Annotated in this window: 20 protein-coding genes, 1 tRNA gene and 1 pseudogene; 11 read left to right on the forward strand and 11 right to left on the reverse strand. The window is 64.1% G+C overall.

Annotated features, from left to right (window positions below; all coding sequences use genetic code 11):
• Positions 1–70 precede the first annotated feature (70 nt).
• Positions 71–147, forward strand: a tRNA-Met gene (locus tag KXR53_RS32820).
• 675 nt (positions 148–822) lie between these two features.
• Here KXR53_RS32820 and KXR53_RS32825 read toward each other — a convergent pair.
• Positions 823–1,251: a recombinase family protein gene (locus KXR53_RS32825; RefSeq protein ID WP_437379839.1), complete on the reverse strand. Its 429-nt coding sequence runs from the start codon at positions 1,249–1,251 to the stop codon at positions 823–825.
• 518 nt (positions 1,252–1,769) lie between these two features.
• Between KXR53_RS32825 and KXR53_RS32830 the strand changes: the two genes are divergently transcribed.
• The 3 genes from KXR53_RS32830 (at position 1,770) to KXR53_RS32840 (ending at position 3,155) form a co-directional block, all read left to right on the forward strand.
• Positions 1,770–2,123 (forward strand): PadR family transcriptional regulator, encoded by a 354-nt coding sequence (locus KXR53_RS32830; protein ID WP_437379840.1) that lies wholly within the window; start codon positions 1,770–1,772, stop codon positions 2,121–2,123.
• Positions 2,107–2,826, forward strand: coding sequence for a hypothetical protein (locus KXR53_RS32835; protein WP_437379841.1), 720 nt, complete (start codon positions 2,107–2,109; stop codon positions 2,824–2,826). The genes KXR53_RS32830 and KXR53_RS32835 overlap by 17 nt, the downstream gene beginning before the upstream one ends.
• A 152-nt stretch (positions 2,827–2,978) precedes the next feature.
• The gene (locus tag KXR53_RS32840) at positions 2,979–3,155 is read left to right on the forward strand and encodes a hypothetical protein (RefSeq protein ID WP_437379842.1); all 177 of its coding nucleotides are present in this window, start codon (positions 2,979–2,981) and stop codon (positions 3,153–3,155) included.
• Positions 3,156–3,252: 97 nt separating this feature from the next.
• Here the strand turns inward: KXR53_RS32840 and KXR53_RS32845 are convergent, their stop codons facing one another.
• Positions 3,253–4,437, reverse strand: coding sequence for a urate hydroxylase PuuD (locus tag KXR53_RS32845; protein WP_437379843.1), 1,185 nt, complete (start codon positions 4,435–4,437; stop codon positions 3,253–3,255).
• 406 nt (positions 4,438–4,843) lie between these two features.
• Positions 4,844–7,315, reverse strand: coding sequence for a beta strand repeat-containing protein (locus KXR53_RS32850; protein ID WP_437379844.1), 2,472 nt, complete (start codon positions 7,313–7,315; stop codon positions 4,844–4,846).
• A gap of 1,024 nt (positions 7,316–8,339) precedes the next feature.
• Between KXR53_RS32850 and KXR53_RS32855 the strand changes: the two genes are divergently transcribed.
• From KXR53_RS32855 to KXR53_RS32870, 4 genes and pseudogenes are all read left to right on the forward strand, one after another.
• On the forward strand, positions 8,340–10,463 hold the full coding sequence (locus KXR53_RS32855) for an adenylate/guanylate cyclase domain-containing protein (RefSeq protein ID WP_437379845.1): 2,124 nt from the start codon (positions 8,340–8,342) through the stop codon (positions 10,461–10,463).
• 10 nt (positions 10,464–10,473) lie between these two features.
• Complete coding sequence (locus KXR53_RS32860) at positions 10,474–11,946, forward strand: cyclic nucleotide-binding domain-containing protein (RefSeq protein ID WP_437379846.1); 1,473 nt, start codon at positions 10,474–10,476, stop codon at positions 11,944–11,946.
• A 303-nt stretch (positions 11,947–12,249) separates the two neighbouring features.
• Positions 12,250–12,450: pseudogene (locus tag KXR53_RS32865) on the forward strand (DUF4158 domain-containing protein); the annotation flags it as partial.
• A 255-nt stretch (positions 12,451–12,705) separates the two neighbouring features.
• Positions 12,706–13,188 carry a hypothetical protein gene (locus tag KXR53_RS32870; RefSeq protein ID WP_437379875.1) on the forward strand — a complete coding sequence of 161 codons (483 nt, stop codon included), beginning with the start codon at positions 12,706–12,708 and terminating at the stop codon, positions 13,186–13,188.
• Here KXR53_RS32870 and KXR53_RS32875 read toward each other — a convergent pair.
• From KXR53_RS32875 to KXR53_RS32895, 5 genes are all read right to left on the reverse strand, one after another.
• Positions 13,119–16,454, reverse strand: coding sequence for an autotransporter outer membrane beta-barrel domain-containing protein (locus tag KXR53_RS32875; RefSeq protein ID WP_437379847.1), 3,336 nt, complete (start codon positions 16,452–16,454; stop codon positions 13,119–13,121). The genes KXR53_RS32870 and KXR53_RS32875 overlap by 70 nt on opposite strands.
• Before the next feature lie 795 nt (positions 16,455–17,249).
• Entirely contained in the window at positions 17,250–17,753 is a 504-nt protein-coding gene (locus KXR53_RS32880) for a hypothetical protein (RefSeq protein WP_437379848.1), read from the reverse strand.
• 118 nt (positions 17,754–17,871) lie between these two features.
• Positions 17,872–18,105 carry a hypothetical protein gene (locus KXR53_RS32885; RefSeq protein ID WP_437379849.1) on the reverse strand — a complete coding sequence of 78 codons (234 nt, stop codon included), beginning with the start codon at positions 18,103–18,105 and terminating at the stop codon, positions 17,872–17,874.
• A gap of 70 nt (positions 18,106–18,175) precedes the next feature.
• Entirely contained in the window at positions 18,176–18,649 is a 474-nt protein-coding gene (locus tag KXR53_RS32890; protein ID WP_437379850.1) for a hypothetical protein, read from the reverse strand.
• 38 nt (positions 18,650–18,687) lie between these two features.
• The gene (locus tag KXR53_RS32895) at positions 18,688–19,449 is read right to left on the reverse strand and encodes a hypothetical protein (protein WP_437379851.1); all 762 of its coding nucleotides are present in this window, start codon (positions 19,447–19,449) and stop codon (positions 18,688–18,690) included.
• Between KXR53_RS32895 and KXR53_RS32900 the strand changes: the two genes are divergently transcribed.
• The 3 genes from KXR53_RS32900 to KXR53_RS32910 all read left to right on the forward strand — a co-directional run bounded on the left by KXR53_RS32900 (position 19,448) and on the right by KXR53_RS32910 (position 22,070).
• On the forward strand, positions 19,448–19,822 hold the full coding sequence (locus KXR53_RS32900) for a hypothetical protein (RefSeq protein ID WP_437379852.1): 375 nt from the start codon (positions 19,448–19,450) through the stop codon (positions 19,820–19,822). The genes KXR53_RS32895 and KXR53_RS32900 overlap by 2 nt on opposite strands.
• Before the next feature lie 669 nt (positions 19,823–20,491).
• A complete protein-coding gene (locus tag KXR53_RS32905; protein ID WP_437379853.1) occupies positions 20,492–20,737 on the forward strand; it encodes a hypothetical protein in 246 nt (81 codons plus the stop codon).
• A complete protein-coding gene (locus KXR53_RS32910) occupies positions 20,730–22,070 on the forward strand; it encodes an FAD-dependent oxidoreductase (protein ID WP_437379854.1) in 1,341 nt (446 codons plus the stop codon). Before KXR53_RS32905 ends, KXR53_RS32910 begins: the two co-directional genes overlap by 8 nt.
• Before the next feature lie 504 nt (positions 22,071–22,574).
• Here KXR53_RS32910 and ltrA read toward each other — a convergent pair.
• The 3 genes from ltrA to uppS form a co-directional block, all read right to left on the reverse strand.
• Complete coding sequence (ltrA, locus tag KXR53_RS32915) at positions 22,575–23,984, reverse strand: group II intron reverse transcriptase/maturase (protein ID WP_437379855.1); 1,410 nt, start codon at positions 23,982–23,984, stop codon at positions 22,575–22,577.
• Positions 23,985–24,894: 910 nt separating this feature from the next.
• A complete protein-coding gene (locus KXR53_RS32920) occupies positions 24,895–25,560 on the reverse strand; it encodes an HD domain-containing protein (protein ID WP_437379856.1) in 666 nt (221 codons plus the stop codon).
• Positions 25,557–26,300 (reverse strand): polyprenyl diphosphate synthase, encoded by a 744-nt coding sequence (gene uppS, locus KXR53_RS32925; RefSeq protein WP_437379857.1) that lies wholly within the window; start codon positions 26,298–26,300, stop codon positions 25,557–25,559. The genes KXR53_RS32920 and uppS overlap by 4 nt, the downstream gene beginning before the upstream one ends.
• Between the last annotated feature and the right edge of the window lie 695 nt (positions 26,301–26,995).

The raw sequence follows: 26,995 nt of genomic DNA on the forward strand, positions 1-26,995 counted from the left end.
GCCGCCAGGTCCACCAAGCCCACTCAACCCCCCTCTTCGCATTCCCCTCACAATGCTCCTCCCTCACCCCCGCGGGGTGGAGCAGCCCGGTAGCTCGTCAGGCTCATAACCTGAAGGTCACAGGTTCAAATCCTGTCCCCGCAACCAACTTTGTTATAACTCCCTCGATATCGAGGTCTGATCTCAAGCCCCGCCCCAAAACGGCGGGGTTTTCTGCGTTCTGCGGAACTCACAAATGGAAGGTTAAGCCGGCCTCGAGTACCGAGGCCAGCACAGGAGTAGCGCACGTCGCACCCCCGACCATGCCTTCACTGTCGGATGGGCGGGCCAGGCCGGTTGACGCCTTGACGGTAGGCGCTGCCCACTTCGCCATTCGAGGTCTGCCGCAGGAGACGCGCCATGACCACACGGCTCGGTGCGGACCGTTCCCTGCAATGCCTCTGAAGGCTGCTCGGTCCCCATTGCCGCCGTTCGGAGGCCGCCCGGGCTTCCCCGAAGCGGACGTCCCGGCCGCCGGGGCGAGCTCCCGAAAGGGGACCCTGGGGCAGGGGCCGGTCGGTCCCCTTTGCCGACATGCAGAGGCCGTCTAGGCTGCTCCCAACCGGACACTGCCTGGCGCTGCGGAGGCTCCCGGAAGCGGACTCCATGATGGAGGCCGCTCGGTCCCTTTGCCGACCTTCCTGGGGCTTCTGGGCTCCTCTAGAGCGGACACAAACTACTGCTACGAGCAGCGGTACTTCCGGCATCTGCCGGCGCGCAGATGCGGCCGTGCCGCGCTGTCTAAGTGTGCCGCGCGGTGGCTTGCAGTGAATTGAATCCAAGCTAGGAGATTCCCGCCTCCGGACCTTGCCCGTGCGTCAGGGCGATCCCCTCGAGCTGACGCTCGCGCCGGAGATTGGTCTCGAACTCGGCGAAGACCCCAAGCATGTCGAGGAACGCCTTGCCCGCGGCGTTGTGCGTGTCGATCGGCTGCTCTGTCGCCTTCAGCGTGACTCCGCGTTCCCGCAACTCGTGGACGATGTCCTGCAGGTCCCTGATGCTGCGCGCCAGGCGATCGACCCAGGTGACGACCAGCGTGTCGCCCGGTCGCAGGAAATCCAGCAGAAGCTGCAGCTCTGTCCGGCCGCCGCGGCGTGTGCCGCTGGCCTTCTCGGCGCGGATCACGTCACATCCGGCAGCGCGGAGCGCGTCCTCCTGGATGCCGAGATCCTGGTCGATCGTCGACACGCGCGCGTAGCCATAGATCGCCATCGGCACCGATCCGTCCCGTTGGGGTCTAGACCTTTGCCCAAGACCGCATCAGATGACGAGGACCGATGCTATTGAGGCGCCAGCCGTGTCTCACGGCAGCGCCTCGTTGGGGTGTACCCATCCGGTCATGTCGCTGTAGAAGATCGCGACTTCGGCGTCTCCCATCCGCAGTCGCTTTCGCTCTCTCGGCCTGATGCAGCTGGTGCAAGACCATCCCGACATTTCGGTAATCGTCGTGGGCGACCGCGAATATCCAGCACATATCATCGAGATCCTGTCCAGCGGCGCGCGGCTATATCCCGAGCACCATCGGCCTAGACGTCTTGATTGAAGCGCTGTCCCTCGCAATCGTCGGCGGGACCGACGAGACGTTTCCTTGGCCGCCTCGTTCTCTCTGAGATCCGTGCAAACCGTAGGCCGGCTGATCAAAAATGCCGCAGGCGGTGCTCCGGCCTTTCAAAGCCTCTTGGTTCTAGGTATCAGGAATTACCTCGAAACGCGAGGTAAGAGGATGATCCATGGCACCACGCGGACCCAATCCGAACTTCATGAACGGTGTGCCGGAGCTGCTGATTTTGCAGCTGATCGGCAGCCGGGAGATGTATGGCTATGAGCTGGTACAAGCGATCCGGGAGCAAACCGGGGACGCGATCTCGTTGGGCGAGGGCGTCGTCTACCCGGCGCTCCACGCGCTCGAGCGCGACGGCGCCCTGACCTCGCAGCGTCGCACGGTGAACGGCCGAAGCCGGATCTACTACGCGATCACGCCCAATGGACGGACGCGGCTGGCTGATCTGGCCGCGAGCTGGAGGCGGGTGACGCATGCAATTCAGAGCGCATTCGCAGGAGGAGAACATGCAGAAGCCGTTTGAGGAGCTGCGGGAGCGGCTGCTGTTCGCCGGCGTCGCGCCCCGACATGTCCATCGGTACATTGCCGAGCTTGAGGAGCATCTGGCGGACCTCATTGACAAGCTGATGGACTGGGATGCGGATACCCGGGCCGAAGCGGAGCAACTGGCTCTGGCCCGCATCGGCAGCACCGATGTGCTCGCAGAGGCGATGCTGGCGCGGCCGGAATTCCGCTCTTGGACCGCCCGCTTGCCCTGGCTTGCCTTTGCCCTGGTGCCGCCGCTCGTCCTGGCTGCCTGCCTGACAGTGACCGTGCTGCTGTTGATCCTGGCAACGCGCTCGCTCGGCTTCGCCGGCGATCCAAATGTCCATCCGGTTCCGCCTGCCTGGTTCGGGGTTCTGAGCCAGGCGGCCGCCGGGTTCAACACCTATGTCCTGCCTGTGCTCCTGGGCTGGGCGATCGCCATCGCCGCCGCGCGGCAGCGGGTAGCGCTGCTGTGGCCTATCATCGGCATGATCGCGATTGCCCTTGTCGGCAGCATCACGAGCCTCGAGGTCGTCCTGCCGGCATTGCCGGGCGCCGGTGGTCGGATCGCCGTGGGCGTCGATCCGCAGTCTTTAGTGTCACATGTCACGCCGATGCTCGAGCTGCTGGTAAGCCTCACACTGACACTGGTGCCCTATCTGGTCTGGTCAGCCGGCGCCACGAGAGCCTTGGATTTCTGAGCCGCGCCGCCGCGCTCGGATCGCCTTGGCACCCTCCCAACCGTGCCTCGCGAGGCACGGTTGGGAGCCGGGTGAGGGACGTCGACGTACCGGCCTCCTCACTCGATTGTGAGAGCCATCGCGCAGTGCCGCCCACTTTGGATGGAAATGCAATGCGAACCTCAATCCTCCTCGCCTCAACCCTTCTCGGCGGCCTGGCGGTTCTGTTCGTCGTGATCGGCGCCGCTCTTGCCGGCAGCGGGGCGGGACCGGAAAACTTCCTGTATACACGCGGCGGAGAGCTCGATGGGCTGCAGGGCATCCTCGAACGCCCTTCGAGATCAGGTTGAGAGCTATTCTCGCGAATGCTTCGCAACAAAAATGAAAACTCTCGAACATTGAAATCTCACCTCGCCGCCGAGTAGGCCACTTTCAACGGAATGTTGTTCAGCGCCCCCACTGCGAAGTCCATTGCAGCAAGGCTGACCGCTCTGCGTCCGTCATTCCTGTGGCATTGCCGGGCGGCATGCTGCCGCTGGCGACCATGAGGTTGATGCGATGGGCGTAATCAGCGAGCGTGTCGGAGGTGAAGACGATCCCCTTCGGCGGCGCCGTCATGTCCGGAAAGGAGGGCTGCACCGCATGGCACACGGCGCAGCGCTGGCCGATGATCTGCCCGACCTGGAGGTCGGTCGCTGGCCCGGCGGTGGGCCGCGCGTCCGCCTGCGTTCCCGGCCACCACAGAAGGGGTGAGATGGCACCCAGGGCGAGGAGCGAGCCCGCCCACACCCATCGGCGGGGCGTGACTCCGTGATTCCGATGCGTCTCTTCGAGGATCAACCGCCCCACCACGCTGGCGGCAAGCACCAGAAGGATCGTCAGGAACGGGTGTCCGTTGGCGACGACTCCGCCGAAATGGCTGGACAGCATGAAGAAGATGATCGCCGGCAGCAGCAACGTGTGCTTGTTGCGTCGGTCCCATCGGATCTTCTCCACCGGATCCGGCAACTGCCCGGCCTTGAGAGCCGCCGCGGCCCGCCTGGTCGCCGGCAGCAGATAGCCTAGGATGTTGGTGACCACGGTGACGCCGAGCATGGCGCCGATCTGGATCATCGCCCCGTGGGCGGAGAACAGGCTGGTGTACACCGCCACCCATCCGATCAGGTGAGCGACGCAGAGGCCGTCATAGAGACGCTCGTTCCGCAGATTGAGGCGGTTGACGAGCTCGTTCAGAAGCGGCGCCCCCACCAGCCCGCCGATCGACAGCGCGATGGCCTCGGCCGAGGACATCGGCCAGTCCGGGCCGACCAGATAGAGTTGCGGCTGCCGGTAGTAGATCACGGCGAACAGCAGCACGCCGGTGACGAACAGCCAGCGGATCTGCACGAATGACCATACCAGGCCGTTGATCTGCTCGGGCGTGGGCCGGGTAACCTTCTGGTTGCACCAGAAGCCCAGGCTATGGGTCTCCCACACCTCCAGTTCCGCCGGCTGGCCGATCAGGTGCTCCGAGCGCATCGCCAGACGCCGCAGCCAGAGCCCGAACCCCATCCAGGCGATGGCGGCCAGGACATGCAGCCAGCGGAGAATGGCACTGAGCAGATCGATGATCGTCGGATCGAAGATTCCCACGGGACTGTCCTTTCCGGTGAGGCCGCGATTGCGCTCGTCCTGTCGACCGCCACATCAATAAGCTGCCCACTGTCTCCGCGAGAGGTCGACGACGCGGGGCGGCACCCCGTCAAGGCCGGCCACCGGGCGGATAACGCGGCACGTCCTGGGGGCAGCTTCGAGTCCGCAATCAGCCGTGCAAAACAAGGCCAAATCGGGACGCTCGAGGCGACCAGGTCCCAAGCGTGAACCATCCGTGGGTCAGACGCTCTGATAAGATGAAGAGCGAGCGAGGGGCAAATATGTCCCCTCGCTCGCCAGCCGGCGCAGCTGTATGGGGTCAACCGCAGCGGCCAGACTGGTGCGTCAACGGCACGAACCGCACCAGCCGTCTCTCGGACCCAGAGTGATGGGCTCCAGTGCGGCCTTACAGCACGAAATCCGCCGCGGTCAGGGCGTGGTCGGAATACACGGTGATGATCGAGTCCGGGCTCTTGTCGCCGTCGACGTCGAGATAGACGCCCTGGCGGCCGTCGCCGAAATCAACCACCCGCACCTCTGCGCCAGCCCCGGTGAAGTTGCCGGTGCCGAAGGTGAAGGGGTTGTTGCCGTTGGCGGCATCGCCGTCGGCATCGATCGCGGACAGGTCGATCCGGTCGCCGGCCGCAAAGTCGGCGATCGCATCCTTGCCCGCGGCCGCCACGGTGCTGTCGGCGACGTTGGCGTAGACGAAGAAGTCGTTGCCGGCGCCACCCTTCAGGACATCGGCACCGGCACCGCCGGTGAGGACGTCGCCGCCGCCCGAGCCCCAGAGCGTGTTGTTGCCGGTATCGCCGGTCAGGACATCGGCCGCATTCGACCCGAACACCTGCTCGATCCCGGTCAGCGTGTCGCCCTCCGCGTCGCCGCCGGTGCCGGTGCCGGTCGCCAGGTCCACCGTCACCCCGGCCGGGCTGGCGCTGTAATAAGCCGTGTCGATGCCGGTGCTGCCGATGATGGCGTCGGCCCCAGCTGCGCCCTGGACGACATCGTTACCGTCGCCGCCGTCGATCTGATCGGCGCCGGCGCCGCCGAAAATATAGTCGTTCCCGGCATCTCCGGTGACGGTGTCGTTCTCGCTTCCGGCATCGATCGAATCGTTGCCGATGTTGCCATGGATCGTGTCGATCCCGGCGCCACCGACGAGCCGGTCGTTGCCATCGCCGCCGGTGAGGGTGTCGTCGCCGGCTTCGCCCGAGAGGGAGTCGTCCCCGCCATTTCCGGTGAGCGTGTCGTTGCCCAGCTCCCCGCCGATGATGTTGCGGGCGTTGTCGCCGATCAGGGTGTCGTTGTTGCTCGAACCATACAGATTCTCGATCTCTTGCAGCACGTCGCCCTGGGCGTCGCCGCCTGCGCCGGTGCCAGTCAACAGGCTGACGGTGACCGCTGCGGCGGACCCCTGGTAATTGGCGAAGTCAGAACCGCTGCCTCCGACGATCAAGTCTGCTCCCCCGCCGCCTCGAAGCGTGTCGCCGCCATCGCCGCCGCGCAGCGCGTTGTTGATCGTATCGCCGTAGAGACGGTCGGCCAGAGCCGAGCCGGTCAGGTACTCGACCCCGGTCAGCATGTCGCCCTGTGCGTCGCCGCCGACGCCGGTTCCGGCGGTCAGATCCACCGTGACCCCGGCGCTGGAGTCCGAATAGTCGGCAATATCGGCGATGCCGGCGCCACCAATGATCTGGTCCGACCCTGCGCCGCCGACGAGGAAGTCGTCGCCACCGCCGCCGTCGATCGTGTCTGCGCCGGCCAAACCCTGGAGGTTGTTTCCGACGGCGTTGCCGGTCAGCGTGTCATCATGGGCCGAGCCGATCAGGCCCTCGATGGCGGCAAAGGTGTCTCCCTGAGCATCGCCGCCGGAGGCCGTGCCGGCCAGCAGACTGACAGTCACCGCTGCCGCGGAATCCCGGTAACTGGCCCAGTCGAAGTTTTCGCGGCCGTCCAGGAAATCGGCTCCGCCGCGGCCTTGGAGAACGTCGTCTCCCACTCCGCCAGTCAGCGTGTTGGCTCCGGCATCGCCAGAGAGGATGTCGGCGAACGCAGTGCCGGTCAGCCATTCGAAGCCGGTGATCGTGTCGCCTTCCGCCCATCCGCCGCTACCGGTCCCGGCTGCCAGGTCGGCCGTGACCCCACTTGGCGCCGTGTTGTACCAGAGGTTATCGATGCCAGCCCCGCCGATCAGCGTATCGGCGCCAAGGCTGCCGTAGATGATGTCATTGCCGCCGCCGCCGTTGATGGTATTCGCGTTGGCATCCGAGGCAAGCTCGTCGTTAAAGTTCGTACCCGTGATGTTTTCGATGCTCGCAAACCCGTCGCCGGCCGCCGCGCCGGCGAAGAAGTTGGCCGCAATATTAATCGCAATGGCCGCGGTTTCCCCACTGTAGTCGGCCGTATCGCTGCCGGCGCCGCCAGTCAGCGAGTCGCCGCCCGCACCCCCAGATAGGATGTCGTCTCCGGCGCCGCCGGCCAGGACGTCGTTGCCGCCATTTCCCCGGATGACATTCGCGCCATCATCGCCGGTGAGCACGTCGTTGAAGCTGTTCGTGCCGCTCAGATTCTCGATGCCGGTCAGCGTGTCGCCAGCCGCTGAGCCGATCGAGGCTGTCCCGGCGCCGAGGTCGACTGCGACGCCGGTGCCGAGCGAGTTGTCCTGCGAGTAGTCCGCGGTGTCTATACCGGCGCCACCATTCAAGGCGTCGCCACCCAGGCCGCCTCTCAGGATGTCGTCCCCATCGCCGCCGTTCAGCGTGTCGTTCCCGGCGAGTCCAGCGAGAGTGTCAGAACCTCCGACGCCGTTGATGGTGTCGTCGGCCGCGGTTCCCGACAGATTGTCGTCGCCCGCGGTGCCATCGATAATCGCCATTTCCAATCCTTCAAGAAGCAAACAAGCCAGAAAACATGCCAGTAATTTCAGGTCATTTGCGAGTCAAATCCTGCTCTGACTCTGAAAATAGGAATTATGACAAACTTTTTATATTCCAAGCTTATGTCATGCAGCAGAGGAGATTTGCGCTTTGGTGCAATTTCGCAATAAAGACACCGCACGAGAGTTACATCATACTGCGATCAGTGGTCGTTTGTTATGTCAAGCTTGACACTTTCTGACTCAGGAGGTCGCAGGCTTCGACCCTCGACAGCCTGGATACGGCTCATCTCCGAGGGGCGACCCGGGCCTGCGCCTCCCTGGGGCGTGACATGGGCGGGACAGCTGCGGCCACGCCATCATCGAAGCCGCTGCCGGGGAAGAGGCGATCTCCGTGGCCACATCCGTTAACGGGGCGATGCTTCGGGCCGAAGATAGGCTGTGCAGCGGGCGGCCCAGCGCTGCTGAGACCTGCAGATACCGCCGTGTGAAGGCTGCGGCACGATCTCCGGCTTCAAAGTCGTCGACCAGGGACGTGGCCTCGCACTGATGGCGCATTTCGGCACCATGCCGAACAACCGGAGAATCTGCCAGAACTCCGTGCCAACGGCACCGCTCCGTTCACTTGCAGATATCGTGAGCAGAAATCCGCTTTGTTTGCGAGCATGACCTCTCATGATTGCGAGCGCCTGCACATAGTCTTGCTGGCGGGCCTCGCTTCACATGCTTGCAAAAGAAGGGCTGTATGGGTCGTCGAATGACAAGACACTCTATCTCTGCAAAGATCACGAGTAGGTTTGTGCCGCACCAGCCAAGCTAGTCGCAGGTACAGAGTATTTTTGGTCAATTCCAAAAAAATTTTACTGGATGTTGTTCATTGCTCTCAGAATTTATTTGCCTCTGCGTAGGAATGTCTTGACAGTCCTGTGCTGCAGAGGGCTGGATCAACTGATCCGCACTCGCGGCGAGCGATTCTTCGGCCTTTGCATCTGACGTTACTTCGAGTCCGCTACGGTGACCAGTCATGCTCCGTCGTCTATCCATTCGCTCGAAATTGCTCGCCATGCTGCTTGTGAGCGGCATCGCGTGCATCGCCGTCACTGGTCTTGTCGCCGATCGCAGTGGATCTCAGTCGCTCAGGATGTCGATCTTCGATCATCTGACGACTCTGAGAGAAAGCAAGGGATCCGAAGTTGAACGCTATTTCGCGGAACTCGAGCGCCAATTTGTCGCCCTGGCACGAGTCCCGGCGACAATTGATGCAATGGTCGCCTTCACCGACGGATACGAAGCGCTCGAAGGAGAGCAAAGTCCGCCGCCAGAGCTTCTGTCCTTTTTTGAGAGGGACTTCTTTCCCAACGTCGGCAACCTTGTCGACACCGACTTAACCGCCGCCTCCTATATGCCGAGCGACCCTTTGGCGATCCGTCTCCAGACTGACTACATCGCTCGCAATCCGTATCCTGAGGACGAGAAGCAGAAGCTGCTTTCCGCCGGGACCGGCACATCCTACGACATAGCACACCAGCGCTATCACCCCTTTCTCACGCGAGCGGCAGAGGCCAGCAATCTGAGCGACATCATGCTGGTCGATGCGAAGACGGGTACGGTCATTTACACCATCTACAAGGGCATCGATTTCGGCAGCAACGTGGTCGACGGCCCGCTTGCGCATTCGGGCATCGGCCGCGTCGTCGCATCGGCCCTGCGCCACGGCACCGTCGACGGCTCGGTCGTGCTGGAGGATTTCAGCGCATATCTGCCCAGCCATCTGGCCCCGGCGGCATTCATTGCCGTGCCGGTCATGCGCGAAGGGCAGGTGCTGGGCATCATCGTCGCCGAAGTGTCCAAGGACGACATCGACGCGGTCATGACCTCCGGCCACCAGTGGGAGCAGGTCGGTCTCGGCAAGACGGGTGAGGCCTATCTTGTCGGTCCCGACCACCGGATGCGGAGCGGGTCGCGCTTTCGGTTCGAGGATCCGGACTCCTATTTTTCGGCCCTGCGCGAGGTCGGCGTCTCCGAGGCCGATATTGATCGCATTCGCCGCTTCGACTCCGCGATTCTGAACCAGCCCAACAACAGCCTGGCCGTGGACGAGGCGCTGGCGGGCCACTCCGGGACCGACGTCATTGAGGGCTACAGGGGCGTTGAGGTTCTGGCGTCCTGGGCGCCGATCGACGTCCTCGGAACACGTTGGGCCATTCTCTCCTCGATGGATGTGTCGGAGGCGCTGGCGCCGGTCGGCGAGTTCCGGAGACGGGTGATTCAAGTCGCCGCCGCGGCCGCGGCTGTGCTCACGATCGCCTCGCTTTTTGCGGCGGGAGCTTTCACTCGCCCGATCCGCAAAGTCCTGGCCGGCGTCAACCGATTGGCCGCTGGTGACGAGAAGACTCGAATTCCGGTCAACGGCAGCGACGAGTTCAGTGAGCTCAGTCGCGCTTTCAACTCCATGGCTGACGAGATCGCGGCACGCAGCGACAAGCTCGCCCAGAAGACTGGCGAGTATGAAGCGCTTCTGCTGAACGTTTTTCCGGAAGTCGTCGCCGAGCGGATCAAAATGGGCGATGAGTCGGTCGCCGAGATCGTCAAGAACGTCGCCGTCGCAGTTATCAATGTCGAAGGAATTAATGCTCTCGTGACCGATGCGGCTCGGGATACCTTGAAGGCAGTCAATGAGCTGGTCAGCGATTTCGACGAGGCGGCGATGGCGTCCGGCGTCGAGAAAATCTACACGTTCGGCGAAACATACATCGCCGCCTGTGGCCTCTCGACCCCCAGGCTTGACGGCGCCCGGCGGATCCTCGGATTTGTTGATCTCGCGGCTGATATAGCCGACCGCCACGGGCGCAGCTGGAACACGCCATTGACGGTGAAGGCCGGAGTCGCGGTCGGGGATGTCGAAGTCGGCCTGATTGGCCGGCAACGCACCGTCTACAGCATATGGGGTGTGACAATGCTGACTGCCCGTCGCATCGTCTTCGACGCAGATGCGAATTCCGCGCGCGTGACGAAGGCCGTCCTGGAACAACTTCCGGAGACGGACGCCTTTGTGGAGAAGGAGCCCATTTCGATCAATCCGGCCGAGACGGTCATGACTTGGCAACGATCGATCGGGACGGTGCCTTCCGTCACTGTAGCCACGTGAAGTGATCGCCATGACAAACGACACATGGTCCCGTTTTCTTGCCTGGGCAGTGGTACTCGTCCTCGGCTATCCAATCATCACTCTCGTCTTGTCAGAGATGACACGGCGACTGGAGGGATCAAGCTTCACGCGATCGCTGAAAGTCATCCAGTATGCAGTTCTGCCGGCCGTGGCGCTATGGATTCTGCTTCACCAGCTGTCGTCGTTTCCGGCCGGTGGGGTTGCTTTCAAGATTATCGATACCCTCGTCGGCATACTTGTCCTCTATGCCATCCTTCTCGTAGGGCAAACGGCGATTCTCGCAACGAAGGGCGTGATCGAAGCTCAGGCCCCAAGACTATTTTTTGAACTGCTTGCCATCGCTATAGTCATCGTGGGTGGCGCATTCATCATTTCAATCGTCTGGGATATTGAGCTTGGCTCACTATTCGGGGCGCTCGGCGTCGGTTCAGTGGTGCTCGGCCTGGCACTGCAGAGCGTGATCGGCGGCCTTGCGAGTGGTGTCATCGTGCTGTCCGGCCGGCATTTCGCGATCGGCGACTGGCTGCGTCTCGACCAGGGTTTCGCCAAGGTTGTCCAGGTGGACTGGCGTGCGGTGACGCTGGAATCTGGCGGAGGGCGCATCGTGGTTCCCAGCTCGCAGATCGCCGGAAGTACTCTTCGGATCGTCCGGAACGGACAGCCGTTCAACGTGAGTACATCAATCGAGGTTCCGTCGGCCTATCCACCCGAACGGGTCATCAACGCATTGACTGCTGCAGCACGTGGCGTTCCTGAGAGCATTGGTCCCGAAAGCGCCAGTTGTCGCATAGCGGAATGGACGGCAGCCAGCCTCCGTTACGTCGTTGGTTTGTCGGTGGATAGTCCAGCCAAGATTGACCGGGCCTGCAGTGTGCTTCTCGATCGCATCTGGTATGTGTTGCCGCGGCATGGCATTTCGCTGATGCGCGCAGGAGACGGCAGGCTCATCGGGGTGGTCGATGTCGCACCCGACTGGGCGACAACAGCCGAGGAGCGCGTCCGGCTGCTCGTCGACAGCGGCGCGCTGCGGGCGCCTGTGACCGGGCTCGAGGAGCTGGCTGAGCTATCGCGGATCGAGCGTTACGGCGCTGGCGAATTCCTCCTGAAGCAGGGCGCGCCCGCGAACGCCTTCTTCGTCCTGCTGGACGGTAGCCTGTCAATGCTCGCCGATATGCCAACCGGTCCGCACGCTATTGACCGGTTGTCGCCTGGGCAAATCTTCGCCGTCCGTCAAATCTTTCGTGGATCATCGAGCCCAGTGAGCCTCGTCGCCGACGAGGCAAGCACCGTGATTGCTGTCCCCAGTTCGGCGATGCAGCGCATGCTCGACCGGAACCAGAAGTTGGCCGCCGATATCGACGCCGCGATCGACACCCGTGCCGATACGATCAGGGCCATGACCTCGAGGGATACCGATATCGAGGTGGGCACCGAAACCGTGCGCCTGAAGAATCGCGCCTAGCACTACAGGGGTGACGACATAGAGCGGGCAGAATATCCCGCTAAGCGGACGAACCGGGAACGCCTCTGGGCTTGCATTAGCTGATCTACGGGACATGTCGGCCACCTCGCAGCCAGCCGCTCGGTAAGGTGAGCAGCTCGTGCTCCCTGCCGGTCGCAGGACCGTTCCGCCGTCGAGACCCGGCAGCAGGTCGCGGCCCGCAGACCCAGTTGAACCCACCCCATACGATCGCAGTCAAACCCGCGGATCGGCTAGGGTCGTCCGTATACCGGACTGACGGTACTCCAACTGGGACACCTCGCCATGCCGCGCCGCCGCGCCTTAACCGGTGTCCAGATCGAGACGTTGCTCGCGCTGTCCACGACCGAGCCCGACCTGATCCGGCACTACACTCTCAGCCCGGCCGACCTTGCCGTCATCGCACGGTGCCGACGGCCACACAACCGGCTGGGCTTCGCCATACGGTCCTGCGCCTTGCGCTTTCCCGGCCGGCTGCTGCGCCCCCGCGCGGCGGCCTGGCTGCATCATGATGCCGCCAGCTCGGCCCATGCAGTCGTCGGCCTCCGGGCACCGGCGCCGGTGGTCTGGCCGTGTGGTATGAGCCGGGCGCCTCTCCGCTCTCTGCTGTCTTCGTCACCACTGGCACCGGACGATCACCCCTGCGGACACTCTGTCAGGACCCGTGGTTGCGCCCAATCCGATCGTGACTCAGCACTGGCGCCCGTGACCAAGCCGAGATCGCCCCGGTTGGCGAGAGGCATGTCACGGTATTCGCGGTGGTTGGCTCGCCGCATCCACCGTGCCGCCGACCAGCATCCCGCATCCACCGGTCACCCCCGCAAGACTTCACCGGGCGGTTACCTCGAATACTACGCCCACACCCATGCCTCGTCGCCTGCGACCGTGGTCGGCGCCATCTTCCACCCGGACAAGTACGGTTCCGGCTTCCGGCACGGCGACGCGCTGAGCCACGCGGTCACGCTCGAGATTCTCGCGCTGCAGGAAGCCGGCGAGCTCGGGCCCTACGCCAGCGATACTTCGGCGACCAACGATAGAGGGGGAGACTGCCGTTTCGATGCCCTGCCAGCGGCCGCCCTCGGGCACGCCGGGAGATCGGCGGCCAAAGGAGATGGATTGCCGCTTCGCCCCTATATCCATGCCTCGGCAGAACATCAAAACTTCACACGCACCTTGGCGTTGAAGCCATGCTCCTGCGCCTCGGAGGCGACCTCGCCGGAATAGGCGAACCCGACCGCCACAGCATCGGTGAGGCCGGCATCGATGCCGACCTCGATCACGGCGGCGTCCCGGGCGATCGGCGCGCCGGCGATGCTGAAGGCGTCGCCGCCCCGGAAGGCGAGCGGGGCGTCGGGCGTCACGTCGCCGTAGGCGTGCCGCCAACCGGCCATGCCGCGCGCGGTCAGGTCCATCGCCCCGAGTGCGAAGCTCCTCGAGACCCGCAGGCCGAGCGCGGTGAAGGTCGCGTCCGTCGTGTCGCTCCGGGCATGAAGCGCTGCCGCGCCGCCCTCCTCTTCGAAGCCGTCTGTCTCCACCCTGGCGTAGGCGAGGTTGGCGAATGGCTCAAGCGAGACGATCTCGGTGTCGAAGCGGTAGCCGAGCTCGCCGAAGACCTGCAGCGTGCCGGCGCCATAGTCGGCCAGGAGCCTGTCGGAGAAGTCTCCGAACCGCGCGGAACGGCGCGTGTCGAGATCATGCCAGCTGTACGCCACCCCAGTGCGGAAGCCGAGCGGCCCCCACTGGGTGCCGCCGTAGAGACCGAGATGGTAGTTGTCGCTCGACCCCGAGGACGCGCGGCCGTCCACATCAAAAGAGGAATGGCTGTAACCGGCGAGGAAGCCGAGCCGCCAGGTGTCGGCAAGCAACGTGTCGGCGCCGACCAGGAAGCCGGCGGTGCTGCGGTCGAGCCGGGCCGCATTGCTGTTGCCGTCGAGATGGCCCCAGCCGCCGAAGGCGCGGGTCCAAGACGTGACGCGGCCAGTTGGAGCCGCCGCCGCCTCCGGTGCGCCCGCACCCAACGCGTCGGCCAGTTGCATGCCGGCCGATGCCCCCGCGCGGCCGAAAGCCGTGCGGAGCCGCTCATTGGCGGCGTCGCGCACGAAATGGCTGTCCTCGATCAGCGCGCCGGTGGCCGAGGCGTGAATCTCGCCGGACAGGCTGTCGAAGGCGGTCCGCGCTTCCGCCCGGGTCAGGTACAGGAGGGCGTCGTGGACGTCGTCGCCCGCGCCCGTGCTCTCCGCCCCGGCCGCCGCCGCCCTCTGGTTGGTCGTCGAGGCAACATCGGCGAAGGCGACGTCGGACCGGTCGACATCGAGGAACACGGTGTTCGGGTCATAGGCCAGGGCGAAGTCGATGAAGGGCGAATCCGCCACCAGCGGGCCGGTCAGGCCAGCATAGGTGCCGGTCACCCCGTCCGCAGCCGTCAGGATCGCATGACGCACGCCGATGGCGTAGCGGGCGGCCTCGCGCGCAACCTCCACAAACGTCCCGCCATACAGCGTGGCCCTGCCGCCGATCGCGACCCGGTCGGCCGCCGTTCCCGACCCGACCCCGGCCTGGTAGGTGGAGCCGCCGCGCTGCGCGAAATCGCCATCGACCGTCAGTGTCCCGGCCGCGCCGGGACGTCCGGGCGCGACCCAGGCGCCGCCCTCCGCAACCACGGGGCCGACCGTGCCGTTGCCCGCCAGCGTGCCGTTTCCCTTCACGGTGACGCTGCCGTCCGTTCGGCCGTCCGCGATGTACAGGCCGGCGGTCGTCACGTTGCTGGCCAGGGACCCGGTCAGCCACAGCGCGGCACCGGCTGACACCGTGGTCGGGCCAGTGAATGCGCTTTCTCCGCTCAGCACCTGCCGTCCGCCGGCAATGGTCAAGCCGCCGCCCAGGGGCTTCGGATTGTCCTCGCTCGTGTCGGTGATCGTGCCGGCGAAGTAGCCGTTCGCCTGGCGCAGCACCAGGGTCCGGCTGCCGAGATAGACGAACCCGTCCTTGCCACCATCCAGGCTGCGGATGACCGGGTTGTTCAGGTTGTCGGGAACGCCCCAGATCGGATTGTAGTTGCCGTGCTGGGAGATATCGAGAAGGCCGTTCACCTCGACAGTGGCCGACTGTTCGATGCTGCCGGGCCCAGCCAGATGAAGCACTGCCTTGGGTCCGATCCGGGTGGCGCCGGTATAGGTGTTCACGCCGGAAAGGCGCACCTCCGCTTCTGGCGCAAGCGTGAAGTCGCCCTTGCCGGAGATCACCCCCGCCAGCCCCAGCGAGCCCATGTCCGAGGTCACCCGGCTGAGCGCCAGTTGGCCCAGCCTTGGCGCATCGGTGGTGAAATTGTTGGCGCTGACGAAGAATGGGGTGAAGCCGGTGGCCTTGTCCTCGAGGTCGTACATGACCGAGTTCTGCAGGAAGAACGGCAGCCCGATCACCAGGCCATCGCCCGCACTCTCGTCCTGTTGCCGGCTCACCACGGCACCGTCCAAAGTGACCACATCGCCGGTCCCGTCGGCGGATGCGATCTTCAATGATTTGAGTTCGATATTGCCGTTCTCCGGCACGTTGAGGCCCTGTGCGGCCAAATCCTCGACGGCCTTCTTGTTCGTCAAAAAGGCGGCGTCGCCCGTCCCCGTGTCCAGCATGACCGGGCCGGTAAAGGTGGCAGTCTTCTCCGCGCCATTCACCACGAAGGTGAGGGTATAGCGTCCCTCGTACTGCACGGAGGCATTGCCGCCCGAGCCGGGAAATGTGGGCTTATAGCCTGTGTGATCCTCGATGTTCCAAGGGATGATGGTGGTGAACTGAGATTTGAGGCTTTGGTTCACATTCAAGATGGTGCAAGGGGCGCAGCCCGGGGTCGTCTCAGTATCGTTGGCAGCAATGATGTAGCCGCTTTTGGTCTGGGCGCCGAATGCGTTGCTCTTGACGTCGTCACCGATGAAATTGCCCGCGCCGAAGGTGCCATAGAATGGCGGCTCATCTCCCGGCTGGTCCCGCTCTATTCTCTCTTGGATATCCAGATCGGCATAGAGCGGGATTTTTCCGCCGTTCCCGTCGTCCTTGTACCCGATCGGGTCGAGGGACAGTCGCTTGCCTTCAGCCGCAGCACTGCCCTTGACATAGGCCCATCCCAGGACTCTCCCAAGGAAGTAACCACCTTTCCCAGCCGGTGTCACGCCCTGAGCCGAGGGATTCGCCGGGTCGAAATAGGTCAGTTGTCCAACATGAATTTGTTGCATCCAGTAGCCATAGGTACCGTCTGTGCCATACCCGTAGAACCCTTCGGGTCCGTCGGGCTTGGCGCCGGGGACCTGTCGGTCGGTCGGGCCTAACTGCGCATTGAACTGATCCGAGCCGGTGTCGAACATATAGAGGCGCGGCTGCCCGCCATTAATGCCGACGCTGATGCCCAGCCGACGCGAAACGCTCCCATCGTCGTACCTTGTGTCTACGTGGCTGAGCGGGATCAGCAGTGGGTCGGCGGCTGCCGTCGTGCCCGGCATGAGCGCCAATGCTGCGCAGACGACGAGCGGGACTTGTCGGGAGCGCGTCCTCGGCTCCGCCTGGTCGGATGTTGCGGCGGGGCAGCCCGAACCGTTGACTTGGGATTCTCCGACAAAGACGACGTGCTGAGCGGGCTGGGTCGCTGGCTTGGAAGCTTGCGGATCTGATGCCGGATTTGAATCTCGTGCAGACATTCCCATCCCCCCAAGGCTGCCAGGACGATCTTCGATCCGAAAACGCCGGCACAGCGCGCCGCAAATCTCGCGAGCGTCCGCGCCGAGCGCCTCGGCCGCCGACCGCCCGTTTAACAATTGAGAAGGAGAGCATAAGCATCGTTGATTTTCACCTACTAGTGAGTCTCGGCGGACCAAAGTAGCGAATTTTCTGAATATGATCGCCTTCGGGCAGCTCGCCGACAGAGACTTCCAGGAATATATAAAATTATATTATATTCATTCCATATAATTCTGTCGCCCCACATCCCCATGCACCCGGATTACCGGCCGCCGGGATAGCAAAGTCAGCCGTCCGCTTGAATTTTGCCGGTCAACGCTAGACCTTCTCATAGGTCGTTCTGATGCCTGAGGGAGCTCACTATTGGCTGTGATGCGTGAACTGCTCCCGGCGCGGACGACCGAAGTTGCCTGACTCGGTTCGGAAGCTGCTGAACAGCATTCCCGACGCGTGCGGTCCCAATCAAGGCCGCAGGCGTGGAAGTGACGAGGACGCTTGAGGACCAAAGCCGAAATAGCAGAGATCGTCGTGTGCAGGCAGAGCGGTCCTTGTGAGCACCTTTACGGCCACATCTTCGTGTCCGGATTCTCTTCGATCAGGGAGCAGTGGAGTGTGATCGGCGCCTTCCGGACATCGGCGAGCGCGCCATCGATGAAATCGCAGGCGAGGAGATTGTCCGGACCGCTCTTGCGCGCCGACGCGACGTTGAGGTTGACCTTGACCGGACCGGCGAGCCAGTCGAGCCGCCTCAGGTCGACGTTGGCGCCGCTGATATGGGCGTTTCCGCCTGAGCCGGGGATCTCCACCTCTTCGTCCTGGGGCGTGAGATCGATTTGACCGATCTCGTTGACGTGCTTCTCCGCGCTCCGCTTGGGATCGCCGTAGTACGACGCGAAGGCGACGATTCCCTCCTTCTGCGAAGCGAGCTTGGCGGCGGCCTTCTCGGACAGCGTGACATTGATGTCGAAGCTCAGTGTCTCCTCGGCCACGGCAGCTGATGCCGCCAGTGCCAATGCGCTGGCAACAAGCGTGAACCGAGCGCGATATTTATAGGCGGACTGCATGCGGAGACCTCCTGACTAGGACCACGAACTATTGATCAGACGCAAGCATGATCGAAAGCGCCCGATGCGGCCAGGGCGACGCACACTGCGACCGTTCCGATCCGAGCATCATTTGCACTCAAAGTTCCCCTTTGAGTGCTTCACGATCGCGAAACCGCTGGTTGTCTTCGTTGTCCAGCCTCTGCTGCTGCAGCATGCACTGATCGTAGGTTGGCGTCCCGAGCTGGATCCCAAGATTATCGCACGCGCGCTGGTACGCCTCACGGTCCAGATCGTCGAGCGACTGGTAGCCGCCGAGAGCCGTCAGGACGGCGGTGAACGCGACTGATCTTTGCAGATTTGCTGGCGCCACTTACCTTCTCCGTATTTTGGATTGCGGTCCTGGGCGGAAATGCAGGTCCACTTGAAGATCTGCTCGATTTCTAGTCGTTGATGGCGGTGATCCGGATCGTTGATTTATTGCACGCCGCGTCGTTGCATATGCCGCTGAACCAAACCTCTCCATCGCCAATCATCACGCCCTGCCAGTTCGCAACCAACGTCTCATAGGTTTGCTTGGCGACAGCGTTCTTCACCTTGGACGTGATGATCTGGTCGTAGTCGGCCACGAAATGTCCTTGGTCTCTTATCTTCACCGCCTTCCCACTGATGCGGGCCTGAAAGGGATAATCGATCATCGAGGCGACCGTTTCCTTGTCGCCATCGGCGACGGCCGTCTTCAGCTTTGCGAAGAATTGCTCATAAGGTTTGTGATCGCCGAACAGAGTGTCGAGATTGCTGTTCACTTCGGCCGCACTCTGCGCGCCTGCCGGACCAGCGCTGCCGGCTGACAGGCAAACGGCTGAAACGAGAGCGATGAGCATTTGTCGCATGCGAAGCCTGCGATGAATGGACATTTCTTCCATCCTCCCCCTCTGGAAAGCCCTGGGACGCCTCAATTGGCTGCGTTGATCAGCGCGGCGCCGTCCTCATCGAAATAGGCGAGTCCGTCGCCCAGCACGGCCATGTCGTTCTCGATCGCCATGTCGTGCGGCATCGCCACGGCCGCCCGCTGCAACCAGGCCGGCGTAAAGATCTCCTCCCACCGTGCGTCGAGTTCATCGGAGGTCTCGATGAACGCGCTCTCCGCCGGATTCACCACGATTTCGAGGGGGAAGCCCACATAACGGGCGGCACCGGCGCGGTCACCTGCCATGACCGCCCGGTAAAAGCCCTGGACCTTGGCTTCGAACGCCTCGTCGCTGAGATCGGTGATGCTTCGATACCAATGCGTGCCCGGCGGCTCGGCCGGAACGGGAGCGCCGCCCTGGAGGGTGACAGGGTGGCTCTGGCCGTCGGGGCCGGTCCAGGTTCCTTGGAGGTCGACGCTGTCGTCGAGCAAGGTGGGACCGCGGCCGTCGTCGCCATTGTCCTTGAACCGGAGGGAAAACGTGCCTCCGCCGGGCTCGCGCATCACGAGCTCGGAGCCGACCTCGCCAGCGAGGGGAATGTCGGCCAGATCCGTCTGACGGAAATAGTGGCTGTCGGGGACGAGCTTTCCGTCCCGGACGAAGAGAGTCATGCCGATGCGGCTCGCCCCCAGATTACCCTGGTAGCCCGCTGTGACCATGTTCGCGGAAGGCTCCTGGGCTGCCGCAGGTCCGGTCATCGCACTGGCCATGGCGACGAAGGCTAGCCGCGGCAGGGACATGGCCATGAAGCGCCTCCGCCGGGGGGCACCGGCCGCCGCTCCCCCGGTGGATTCGAACTTCGGCCCCCCCGGGCTGGGAATACTGTTCGGCGACTCACGCATGGGACCAGATGATGTCGATCATCCTGAGCGCGAACGGATTGCATGTCGCAGGCATGTATGCCCCCCGGATCGTCTGGTCCCGTCTTGTCCAGATAGTTCAACAATCACCATCAGGATTCAAGCAGACATCCCTACTTCTCAACCATTGTCTTCTGCGGGCCGGGTTATCGATGCCGTTACGCAGAAGATCTTGGTTCAATTTTTGCAAAATGCTCTGCAAAATCAGAAACTAGAGACCTTGTCTTTGCCACTGTCAAAAACGAATGATTTCTATTGATGTTGCCTTCTTGGCTTTGATTCATTTTGCTTGGCAAAAAAATGGCGGACTCTGCGCTCCTTTCCTGGAAACAGTCAGGCCGACCGCGACAGGGATGGTCACCTGCGGCAACGGGCCGGGAGGAGGTCTCCCAGATAGACGTGCCGGGCGCGAGAGCGCCCTGGGACATCCGTCCTCCGCGAAGCGGAATTGATCGGAAAGGGGTAAGCATGCGCTCGAAGTCGAAGGCAGTCCGCTTCCTGGCGGCGACGGCGACCCTGGTCACAAAATCCAGCCCCTACTCGCATTCAAGGTGGTCAATGCGAAAGAGATCGTGGCAAAGCTTTTGGGATGCCGCTTCCAACCAACGCAAGGGAGAGATTCCATCAGCAATCGGCCCGATCCTGTAAGATTTCAATGCACCGGCTCGTGCGTCCACACCCTCGCCGAGATACGCATTTGATCCATGACCGGTCGCTGACCGGATGGCGGCGGCGTCGCGGCGGCGGGCCGATTTCCTGTTGGCGCGGCAGTCGGAGGGTGGTCCTCGCCCGGATTTTGGGGGATCAACGATAATTGCGGCACCTTCTTCGCGCTTTGCGGGCTGCGCGCCGTCGGCTGCGACGGCGCCTGGCGAGAGCATTTCTCGGGCTGCCTGTCGCAAGCTATGTCCCGAGCGTGAACGGGCGAGTGTCTAGCACGGCATGGGCGACGTTGGCGTTGCTGGCGGCCACGGACGGTCCGGTCGAGGTGAGCCCGCTGCGCGCCACCACATGGTTGGTCGGTCGGCAGGAACCTAACGGAGGCTGGCCGGACGACGGCGCGAACAGCGTCCTCGTCGGCAGGGCGATGCTCGACCACAGGCTCTACAACAGCGTCTCTCAGCTTTGGGCCCCGAGCGAATTCGAACGACACCATGGGGCGTCCGATGGCTGACTTCGACGTCATCGTCGCCGGTGCTGGCATCTCCGGAGTGGCGGCCGCAGCCGCCATGCGCGATTTCGGGTGGCGGGTCCTGATGGTCGAACCGGGCCAGCATCTGGAACGGCGGCTCGCCGGTGAGTTGCTCCATCCGCGGTGCGTGGCGGGTCTGGCGCAGTTGGGATTGGCGTCGGAAGAGATCCTTGCGGATTCGGTCGCCATCGGGGGCTTCGCCGTATTCCCGGACATGGGCGGCGACGAACAGGCGATCCGCCTCCCCTATGGTCGGCATCCAAGCTTCCCGGCGACTGCCGCGGCTTTGGACCAGACACGTCTCCGGGCCAGGCTCGTCGAGGCTGCTCGCGGTTTCGCCCATGTCGAAATGATGGAAGGGGCGCGCGTCGTCGCGGTCGACCTCGCGGATCCCGGATGTGCGCGTGTTGTTGTCCGGCACAAGGCGGGAAGCTCGACGCTGAGTTGCCGCCTCCTCATCGCTGCCGACGGCTCCGCTTCCCCTCTGCGCCGGCTCGTCGGCATCGCCCATCGGCGCCGCCCAATCTCGACGCTGACCGGATTTGAGCTGGGTTCGGCCAATCTTCCCATGCCAGGGTTCGGACACATGTTCCTTGGCGGTCCATCCCCCGTCTTTGCCTACGAGATCGGCGATGGCCGCAGTCGGGTGCTGCTCGACCATCCGATCGAGCAGCGCTCGGTTCCCGCCGACGCCTATCGGACGGCGCTCATCGCTGCCCTGCCGGCACCGTTGGGCCATGAGCTGACCAAGGCTGCCCGCACGCAGAAGTCTCTGTCCTCCGTGAGCTGCGAGGTCCTGGTCAGCGGGACGGTGCGCCATCGGGTGGCGCTCGTCGGCGACGCGGGTGGAACATGCCATCCGCTCACGGCAACCGGCATGACGGTCGGCGTCAATGATGCGCTCGCTCTGCGCGAAGTCTTCTGCCAGGCCGGCGGCGATGTGGCTGCCGGCCTGCATCTCTATGCACGTCGGCGACGTGGACCGCAGCGGGCCCGCGCGTTGCTGGCACGGGCGCTGCACGACGCCACGAGCGGGACCGAGCTGGCTGCGCGCACGGTCCGCGATGGCCTCGTCCGCTACTGGACGGAAGATCAGCGGGGTCGCGAAGCCTCCATGCGGATCCTCGCGATGACGGATACCCGAATGCTCTCGATCGTCCGCGAAATGCTGCAGGTCATTCTCTACGGGCTAGTCCAGCCGGATCCCATCCCCGCCTCCCCATTGTCGCGCCGCCTGATCAGGAACGCGCAGCTCGGCTGGTCGATTCTGGCCATGATGACCCGGCACATGGCTGCATCAATGAGGGCTCAATGATGGAGGCCGCATACCCCATCACCGGCGCCAGTAGTCATCTCGGAGGCAACGTCTTGCGATGTCCTTTTACAAGACGCTCACCCCGTCCGGCAGCGCTCACACAGACCGCGAATCGCGATCCGTCGAGGGACTGTCCGCCGAAACGATGATCGGCATCGCTCGTCATCTCACTGTCGAGGTACGCGCGTGAGCGCCTCTGCCGAAGGCATCGGGCGGCGATCGTCAGAATGCCAGCGCTCCGCGGCGGGCCCGATACTCGGGCATGCCTTTGCCTTTTGCCGCAATCCTGTCGACCTGCTCGTGCGCGGGCGGGCAGAGCTGAGGGATGTGTTTCGCTTCCGCCTCTTCGGAAAGCACGTCTACGCGCTGCTGTCGCCGGCCGGGATCGGTGGGAGCACTCCATAAGCAGGGGTCGTGGTCGAGTAGCTCGGCCATTCGGCTTTGCCCTCACAGATCCGGGCGTGCGGCTTTCCCGCACCCGGCTCTTCCCGAGGATAACCCGCGTCAAGCTGCACGTGGCGCCCAGGGGCGCGTGATCCGGGGTGTGGGCAGAGGGAAGCGAGCCGTCAGGGCCTCGAACGCCTCCCAGCCCATGCGCCGGTTCTTCTGGCTGCGCCGCTTGAGGCAGGCGAACCAGATCCGCCGCACTTCCTGCCGGAAGGCGCTGAGGGCCGGGTAGTTGTGCGGTCGACCATAGTAGCCGTAGTGGCCGCGGAGCACGCTGGCGTACCAGCGATGCTGCTCGGCCAGCGGCTTGTGCATCAACCGCCACGCCTCCTGGCGCACCGCCTTCAGCTTGCGCGTCAGGCGCTTGCCCTGCGTCTTGTGCTTCACGATGAGCCGGCCGTCCCGGGTCCATCCGCAGTAGTGGATGAAGCCGAGGAAGGCGAAGGTCTCGGGCCGCCGCGCGCCGCGCCGTCGCCGAGCCAGGGCCGGAACCCGGCCGAACTCGATCAGGCGCGTCTTGTCCTCGTGCAACGACAAGCCGAAGCGGGCCAGCCGTTCCTTGAGGCCTACCAGCATCCGCCGCGCATCCGCCTCGCTCTCGAAGCCCATCACGAAGTCGTCGGCGTAGCGCACGATCGAGACCCGACCGCGCGCCTCGCGCCGACGCCACCGATGGCCCCAGAGGTCGAGGACGTAATGGAGGAAGATGTTGGCCAGGAGCGGGCTGATGCCCGCTCCCTGAGGCGTCCCTCTGTCCGTCTCGAACCACGTGTCGCTCTCCAGGATGCCGGCTTCGAGCCTTTGCCGGACGAGCCGGAGGACTCTCGGATCGGCCACCCTGTGCGCCAGCATCCGCAGCAGCCACTCGTGGTCCACCGAGTCGAAGAAGCTGCGGATGTCGGCATCGAGCACCCAGCTCACGCGCTGGCTCATGAGCGCCGTATGGAGCGCGTCAAGAGCCCGCTGCGGGTCCCGCCCCGGCCGGAAGCCGTAGGAGAACCCGAGGAAGTCGACCTCGTAGATCGCGCTCAGCACCTCGGCGACCGCGCCCTGGACGATCTTGTCCTCCAGGGTCGGCACGCCGAGCGGCCGCTCGCCGCCATCGGGCTTGGGGATATAGACGCGCCGGACCGGTTGCGGCCGGTAGCGCCCGGTGTGGACGCGCCGGCAGAGATCCTGGAGGTTCTCCTCCAGGTTCTGCTCGTACGCCATCACCGTAATCCCGTCGACTCCCGCGCTCGCCCGCCGCTTCTGTCGCCGGAACGCCCGTTCGAGCGCCCCTTTGTCGACGTGGTGCAGCAAGGCGGTGAACCGGGTCTGGGCGGCCTTGCGAGCCGCCGCGTTCACCCGTGCCAGGTTGGGCGGCAAGGCAACCCGGCTCTGTGTCCGGACCCCAGCCTCCTGGCGCGGGATCTCCTCGGGCCGGCCCCTTCCCTCGGCGCGTCTCGTCTCCTTCGACGGCGTCATAGGTACTATGAACCGGTCCGACTCCCGACCTCGGCTCGAATGTCGGCTCCGGCATTGCCTTGCCGCCATCCCCCGCCGGAGACCAATCCGGCGGACCCGGTCGGGCCTCTCATGTTCCGACGAATGCCTTCCATGCGTGATCCGGCCTTCGACCCCGGCGAAGCGACATCGTCTCGCATCACGACGATGCACGTGCTGCCTTCGAGACTGGGAACCCTCTCGGCCTTCGCGACCTTCCACCTTTCGAGGCTCAATCCCGCACCCCACATGGCCCCTGTCTACACTTCGGACCTCGCGTCACCACGACGCCCGCAAGACTCGGTCCCGGCCTGCCCGCTGCGGCGTTGGCCGGATGGGACTCGCACCCACAAGCGCTCGTCAGCTTCGCATGACGTACTCCCAGGGAGTGGTGTAGGAGGCGGCTGCGGCGGCTGGGATGGGGTCTTCGATCACGGCAGAGCGTCAGCGCCTCGCATCACAGCGCCGCACATCTTGCCTTCGGCTACAGTGACAGCCGCGGCCTCTGCGAGTTTCGGTCTTGCGCGGCTCAATCGCCAACCCTGCACAATCGCTGTGTACGCTTCGCGGCGGTTATCGCCTCCCGCCACGCAACACTCGCTAACAGGCGCCCGCTACGGCTTACCCGGACCGGTCTTCAACCGGCTGGATCGCACCAGCTTCCCTGGCGCTCCGCTGTCATAGAATCCCGCGAATTCCGGGCACGGCCGGCCTGCGGCGGGTGGCGCTCTGCCGTCAGTTCATCGCCCGCCGCTTCGAGGAGGAGCGCCGGCGCTTCCTGCCGTCCTGACCGAAACCGGTGCGGGCCGGCGCCTTCCATGCAGCCTGTTCGTAAATCCACGGTGGCCGCGCCTGAAACGCTTCATGGCCGCGGCATATCGGTGCCGCGACATCAGTCGTCTTGGAGATCGGCCTCCAGATCGGAGAGAAACGTCTCGACCAGGGGCAGCCTTCCTTCCAACATTATCTGCCCCTCCGGGGTCTGAACATTCCGGCTGGCGACGGCGATCTTCTCTCGGTACCAGCGAACGGATGCCGCAAGCGGCCGTCCCATCTGCTGCGACAATGCGAACACCCGCAGAATGCCGAGCGGTCCGATCCCGTCCAACTTGTCGGCGTCGAACAGGATTCGAGCTTCGATCGTGGACGGCCGGTGCGTGTCGATGGTCTCGGTCGAATGCTCCCGGATCAGATCGAGCACGTGCGCGATCCGAGCCGGAGGATACCCGATTTCCTTCAGAATCTGCTCGGCCAGCGCGGCGCTCCGCGCCACATGATTCGGTTTGTCGTCGAATGGCTGATCGACATCGTGCAGCAACACGGCGAGATACAGTATTTCGGCGTCCGCCTCGGGATAGGACTTTAAGATTACCCTGGCATTGCGGGCCACGCGCTCCAGGTGATCCATGCGGTGGGCGACCGACTGGCGCTCGGTCTCGACCAAGGCGCGGACGCGCTGTTCCACGAGGCGGCAGACCGGGAAATCCAGCATTCTCGGAGACATTTCGGCTCGGCGCTCCTGCGCGGCGGTTCCTCTCGCGATCGAGGACACGGTCATTGCCCGAAGCGTCGCACTCGGGCGGCGTAGCTGCGCAGGATCTCCGCGAAGTCCGCCTTGGTGAGGCCGGGCCAGTACGTGTCGCAAAAGTAGAATTCGCTATAGGCCGCCTGCCAGGGCATGAAGCCCGACAGCCGCTGCTCGCCCGAGGTCCGGATCACCAGATCCGGGTCGGGCTGGCCGGCGGTGTAGAGGCGGTCGGCGATGTCGTCGCTGCCGAGCGTAGCGGCGAGGCTGTGGAGCGTGCCGGCGGCGGCATGCTCGGCCAGCATCCGCCGCAGAGCGTGCACGATCTCGGACCGGCCGCCATAGGCGACCGCGATGTTGAGCGCCACGCCCTCCACGTGGCGGGTCCGGTCCGCCGCCGCCTGCATCGCCGAGGCCGCGAGCCGCGGCAGGGCATCGAGGTCGCCCAGCAGGCGCAGCCGCCACCGCCCGTCCGCCGCCCACAGGTCCACCGCGTCGACGATCACCGGCAGGAGGCCGCGCAGTTCCTTCCGGTCGCGGTGCAGATTCTCGGTCGAGAGCAGCCACAGCGTCACCATCGGGATCCCGGCCTCGGCGCACCAGCCGAGAAATTCGTGCGCCTTGGCGCTGCCGCGGCGGTAGCCCTCGACCGTCGGCAAGCCGTGCCGGGCGGCCCAGCGCCGGTTCCCGTCTGGAATGACCGCGATATGGCGCAGCGGCGCCGGGTTGTCGGGGGCGGTCGTGAAGCCTCCCGGGTCTGCGACGACATCCATTCGCCATTCCCCCCTGCAGCAGCTCGACCCATAGATCCATTCGAGTTTGGCACCGCGGCTATGGGACTGCGCCCGGCGGGCCGAGATAACGGCGGCTCATAGTGTGAATCCTCACGAATTCTGACATTGCCGCCATGTGCGGCATTGCCGGTGAGACGGCGCCACGTCTCTGGATCGAGGCATCCGGTCGCTCCCTGCACGGAACAATCCTGCCAAGACGGGCGACACTCACTTCGCGTTCTCCAGTCCCGGCGAACAACAACACGCTGGCGACAATTTGTGAGAGTGCCGCAATTTCTCCCGGAGAGTCAATCTCCGCCAATCGAATTATCAATTATACTTAATATTTTCAATAAATGGATTTTTAATTTTTGACTGGTCATGATCAAGCGCCGCGACGCGCCGTATCCACGACGGACATGTCTGACGATAGACATCGCCCCGGCTGCAATCCGCTAGCTGGATTCCACAGCCGGGACGATGCTGGGCGCCGGTTGTCGGCGACGTGCGCCCAATGACTGAAACCCTAACAGGGTATGTGTGTTCCATCTTCTCGGGATTTCCTCCTGCCGGCGCGGGCGGCGAAACCCAGTCTTTCAGGCCTGCCCCTCCGCGATATGTAAATCGGCATGAGATCTCGGCGCCGATCGGCACGCCGGGAGCTAGATTTCACGCAAGGTCGACGGGGTCCCAGC

It is taken from the genome of Inquilinus limosus, from assembly GCF_051487185.1.
Taxonomy (GTDB): domain Bacteria; phylum Pseudomonadota; class Alphaproteobacteria; order DSM-16000; family Inquilinaceae; genus Inquilinus; species Inquilinus limosus_F.

Bases quoted from the DNA above. Each gene is read 5' to 3' on its own strand.
- KXR53_RS32895 (WP_437379851.1), bottom strand. From the start codon at position 19,449: ATGGCCATGTCCCTGCCGCGGCTAGCCTTCGTCGCCATGGCCAGTGCG.
- KXR53_RS32920 (WP_437379856.1), bottom strand. From the start codon at position 25,560: ATGACCGTGTCCTCGATCGCGAGAGGAACCGCCGCGCAGGAGCGCCGA.
- KXR53_RS32830 (WP_437379840.1), top strand. From the start codon at position 1,770: ATGGCACCACGCGGACCCAATCCGAACTTCATGAACGGTGTGCCGGAG.
- KXR53_RS32890 (WP_437379850.1), bottom strand. From the start codon at position 18,649: ATGTCCATTCATCGCAGGCTTCGCATGCGACAAATGCTCATCGCTCTC.
- KXR53_RS32870 (WP_437379875.1), top strand. From the start codon at position 12,706: ATGTCACGGTATTCGCGGTGGTTGGCTCGCCGCATCCACCGTGCCGCC.
- KXR53_RS32825 (WP_437379839.1), bottom strand. From the start codon at position 1,251: ATGGCGATCTATGGCTACGCGCGCGTGTCGACGATCGACCAGGATCTC.
- KXR53_RS32840 (WP_437379842.1), top strand. From the start codon at position 2,979: ATGCGAACCTCAATCCTCCTCGCCTCAACCCTTCTCGGCGGCCTGGCG.
- ltrA (WP_437379855.1), bottom strand. From the start codon at position 23,984: ATGACGCCGTCGAAGGAGACGAGACGCGCCGAGGGAAGGGGCCGGCCC.
- KXR53_RS32910 (WP_437379854.1), top strand. From the start codon at position 20,730: ATGGCTGACTTCGACGTCATCGTCGCCGGTGCTGGCATCTCCGGAGTG.
- KXR53_RS32835 (WP_437379841.1), top strand. From the start codon at position 2,107: ATGCAGAAGCCGTTTGAGGAGCTGCGGGAGCGGCTGCTGTTCGCCGGC.
- uppS (WP_437379857.1), bottom strand. From the start codon at position 26,300: ATGGATGTCGTCGCAGACCCGGGAGGCTTCACGACCGCCCCCGACAAC.
- KXR53_RS32880 (WP_437379848.1), bottom strand. From the start codon at position 17,753: ATGCAGTCCGCCTATAAATATCGCGCTCGGTTCACGCTTGTTGCCAGC.
- KXR53_RS32875 (WP_437379847.1), bottom strand. From the start codon at position 16,454: ATGCCGGGCACGACGGCAGCCGCCGACCCACTGCTGATCCCGCTCAGC.
- KXR53_RS32900 (WP_437379852.1), top strand. From the start codon at position 19,448: ATGAAGCGCCTCCGCCGGGGGGCACCGGCCGCCGCTCCCCCGGTGGAT.
- KXR53_RS32850 (WP_437379844.1), bottom strand. From the start codon at position 7,315: ATGGCGATTATCGATGGCACCGCGGGCGACGACAATCTGTCGGGAACC.
- KXR53_RS32860 (WP_437379846.1), top strand. From the start codon at position 10,474: ATGACAAACGACACATGGTCCCGTTTTCTTGCCTGGGCAGTGGTACTC.
- KXR53_RS32855 (WP_437379845.1), top strand. From the start codon at position 8,340: ATGCTCCGTCGTCTATCCATTCGCTCGAAATTGCTCGCCATGCTGCTT.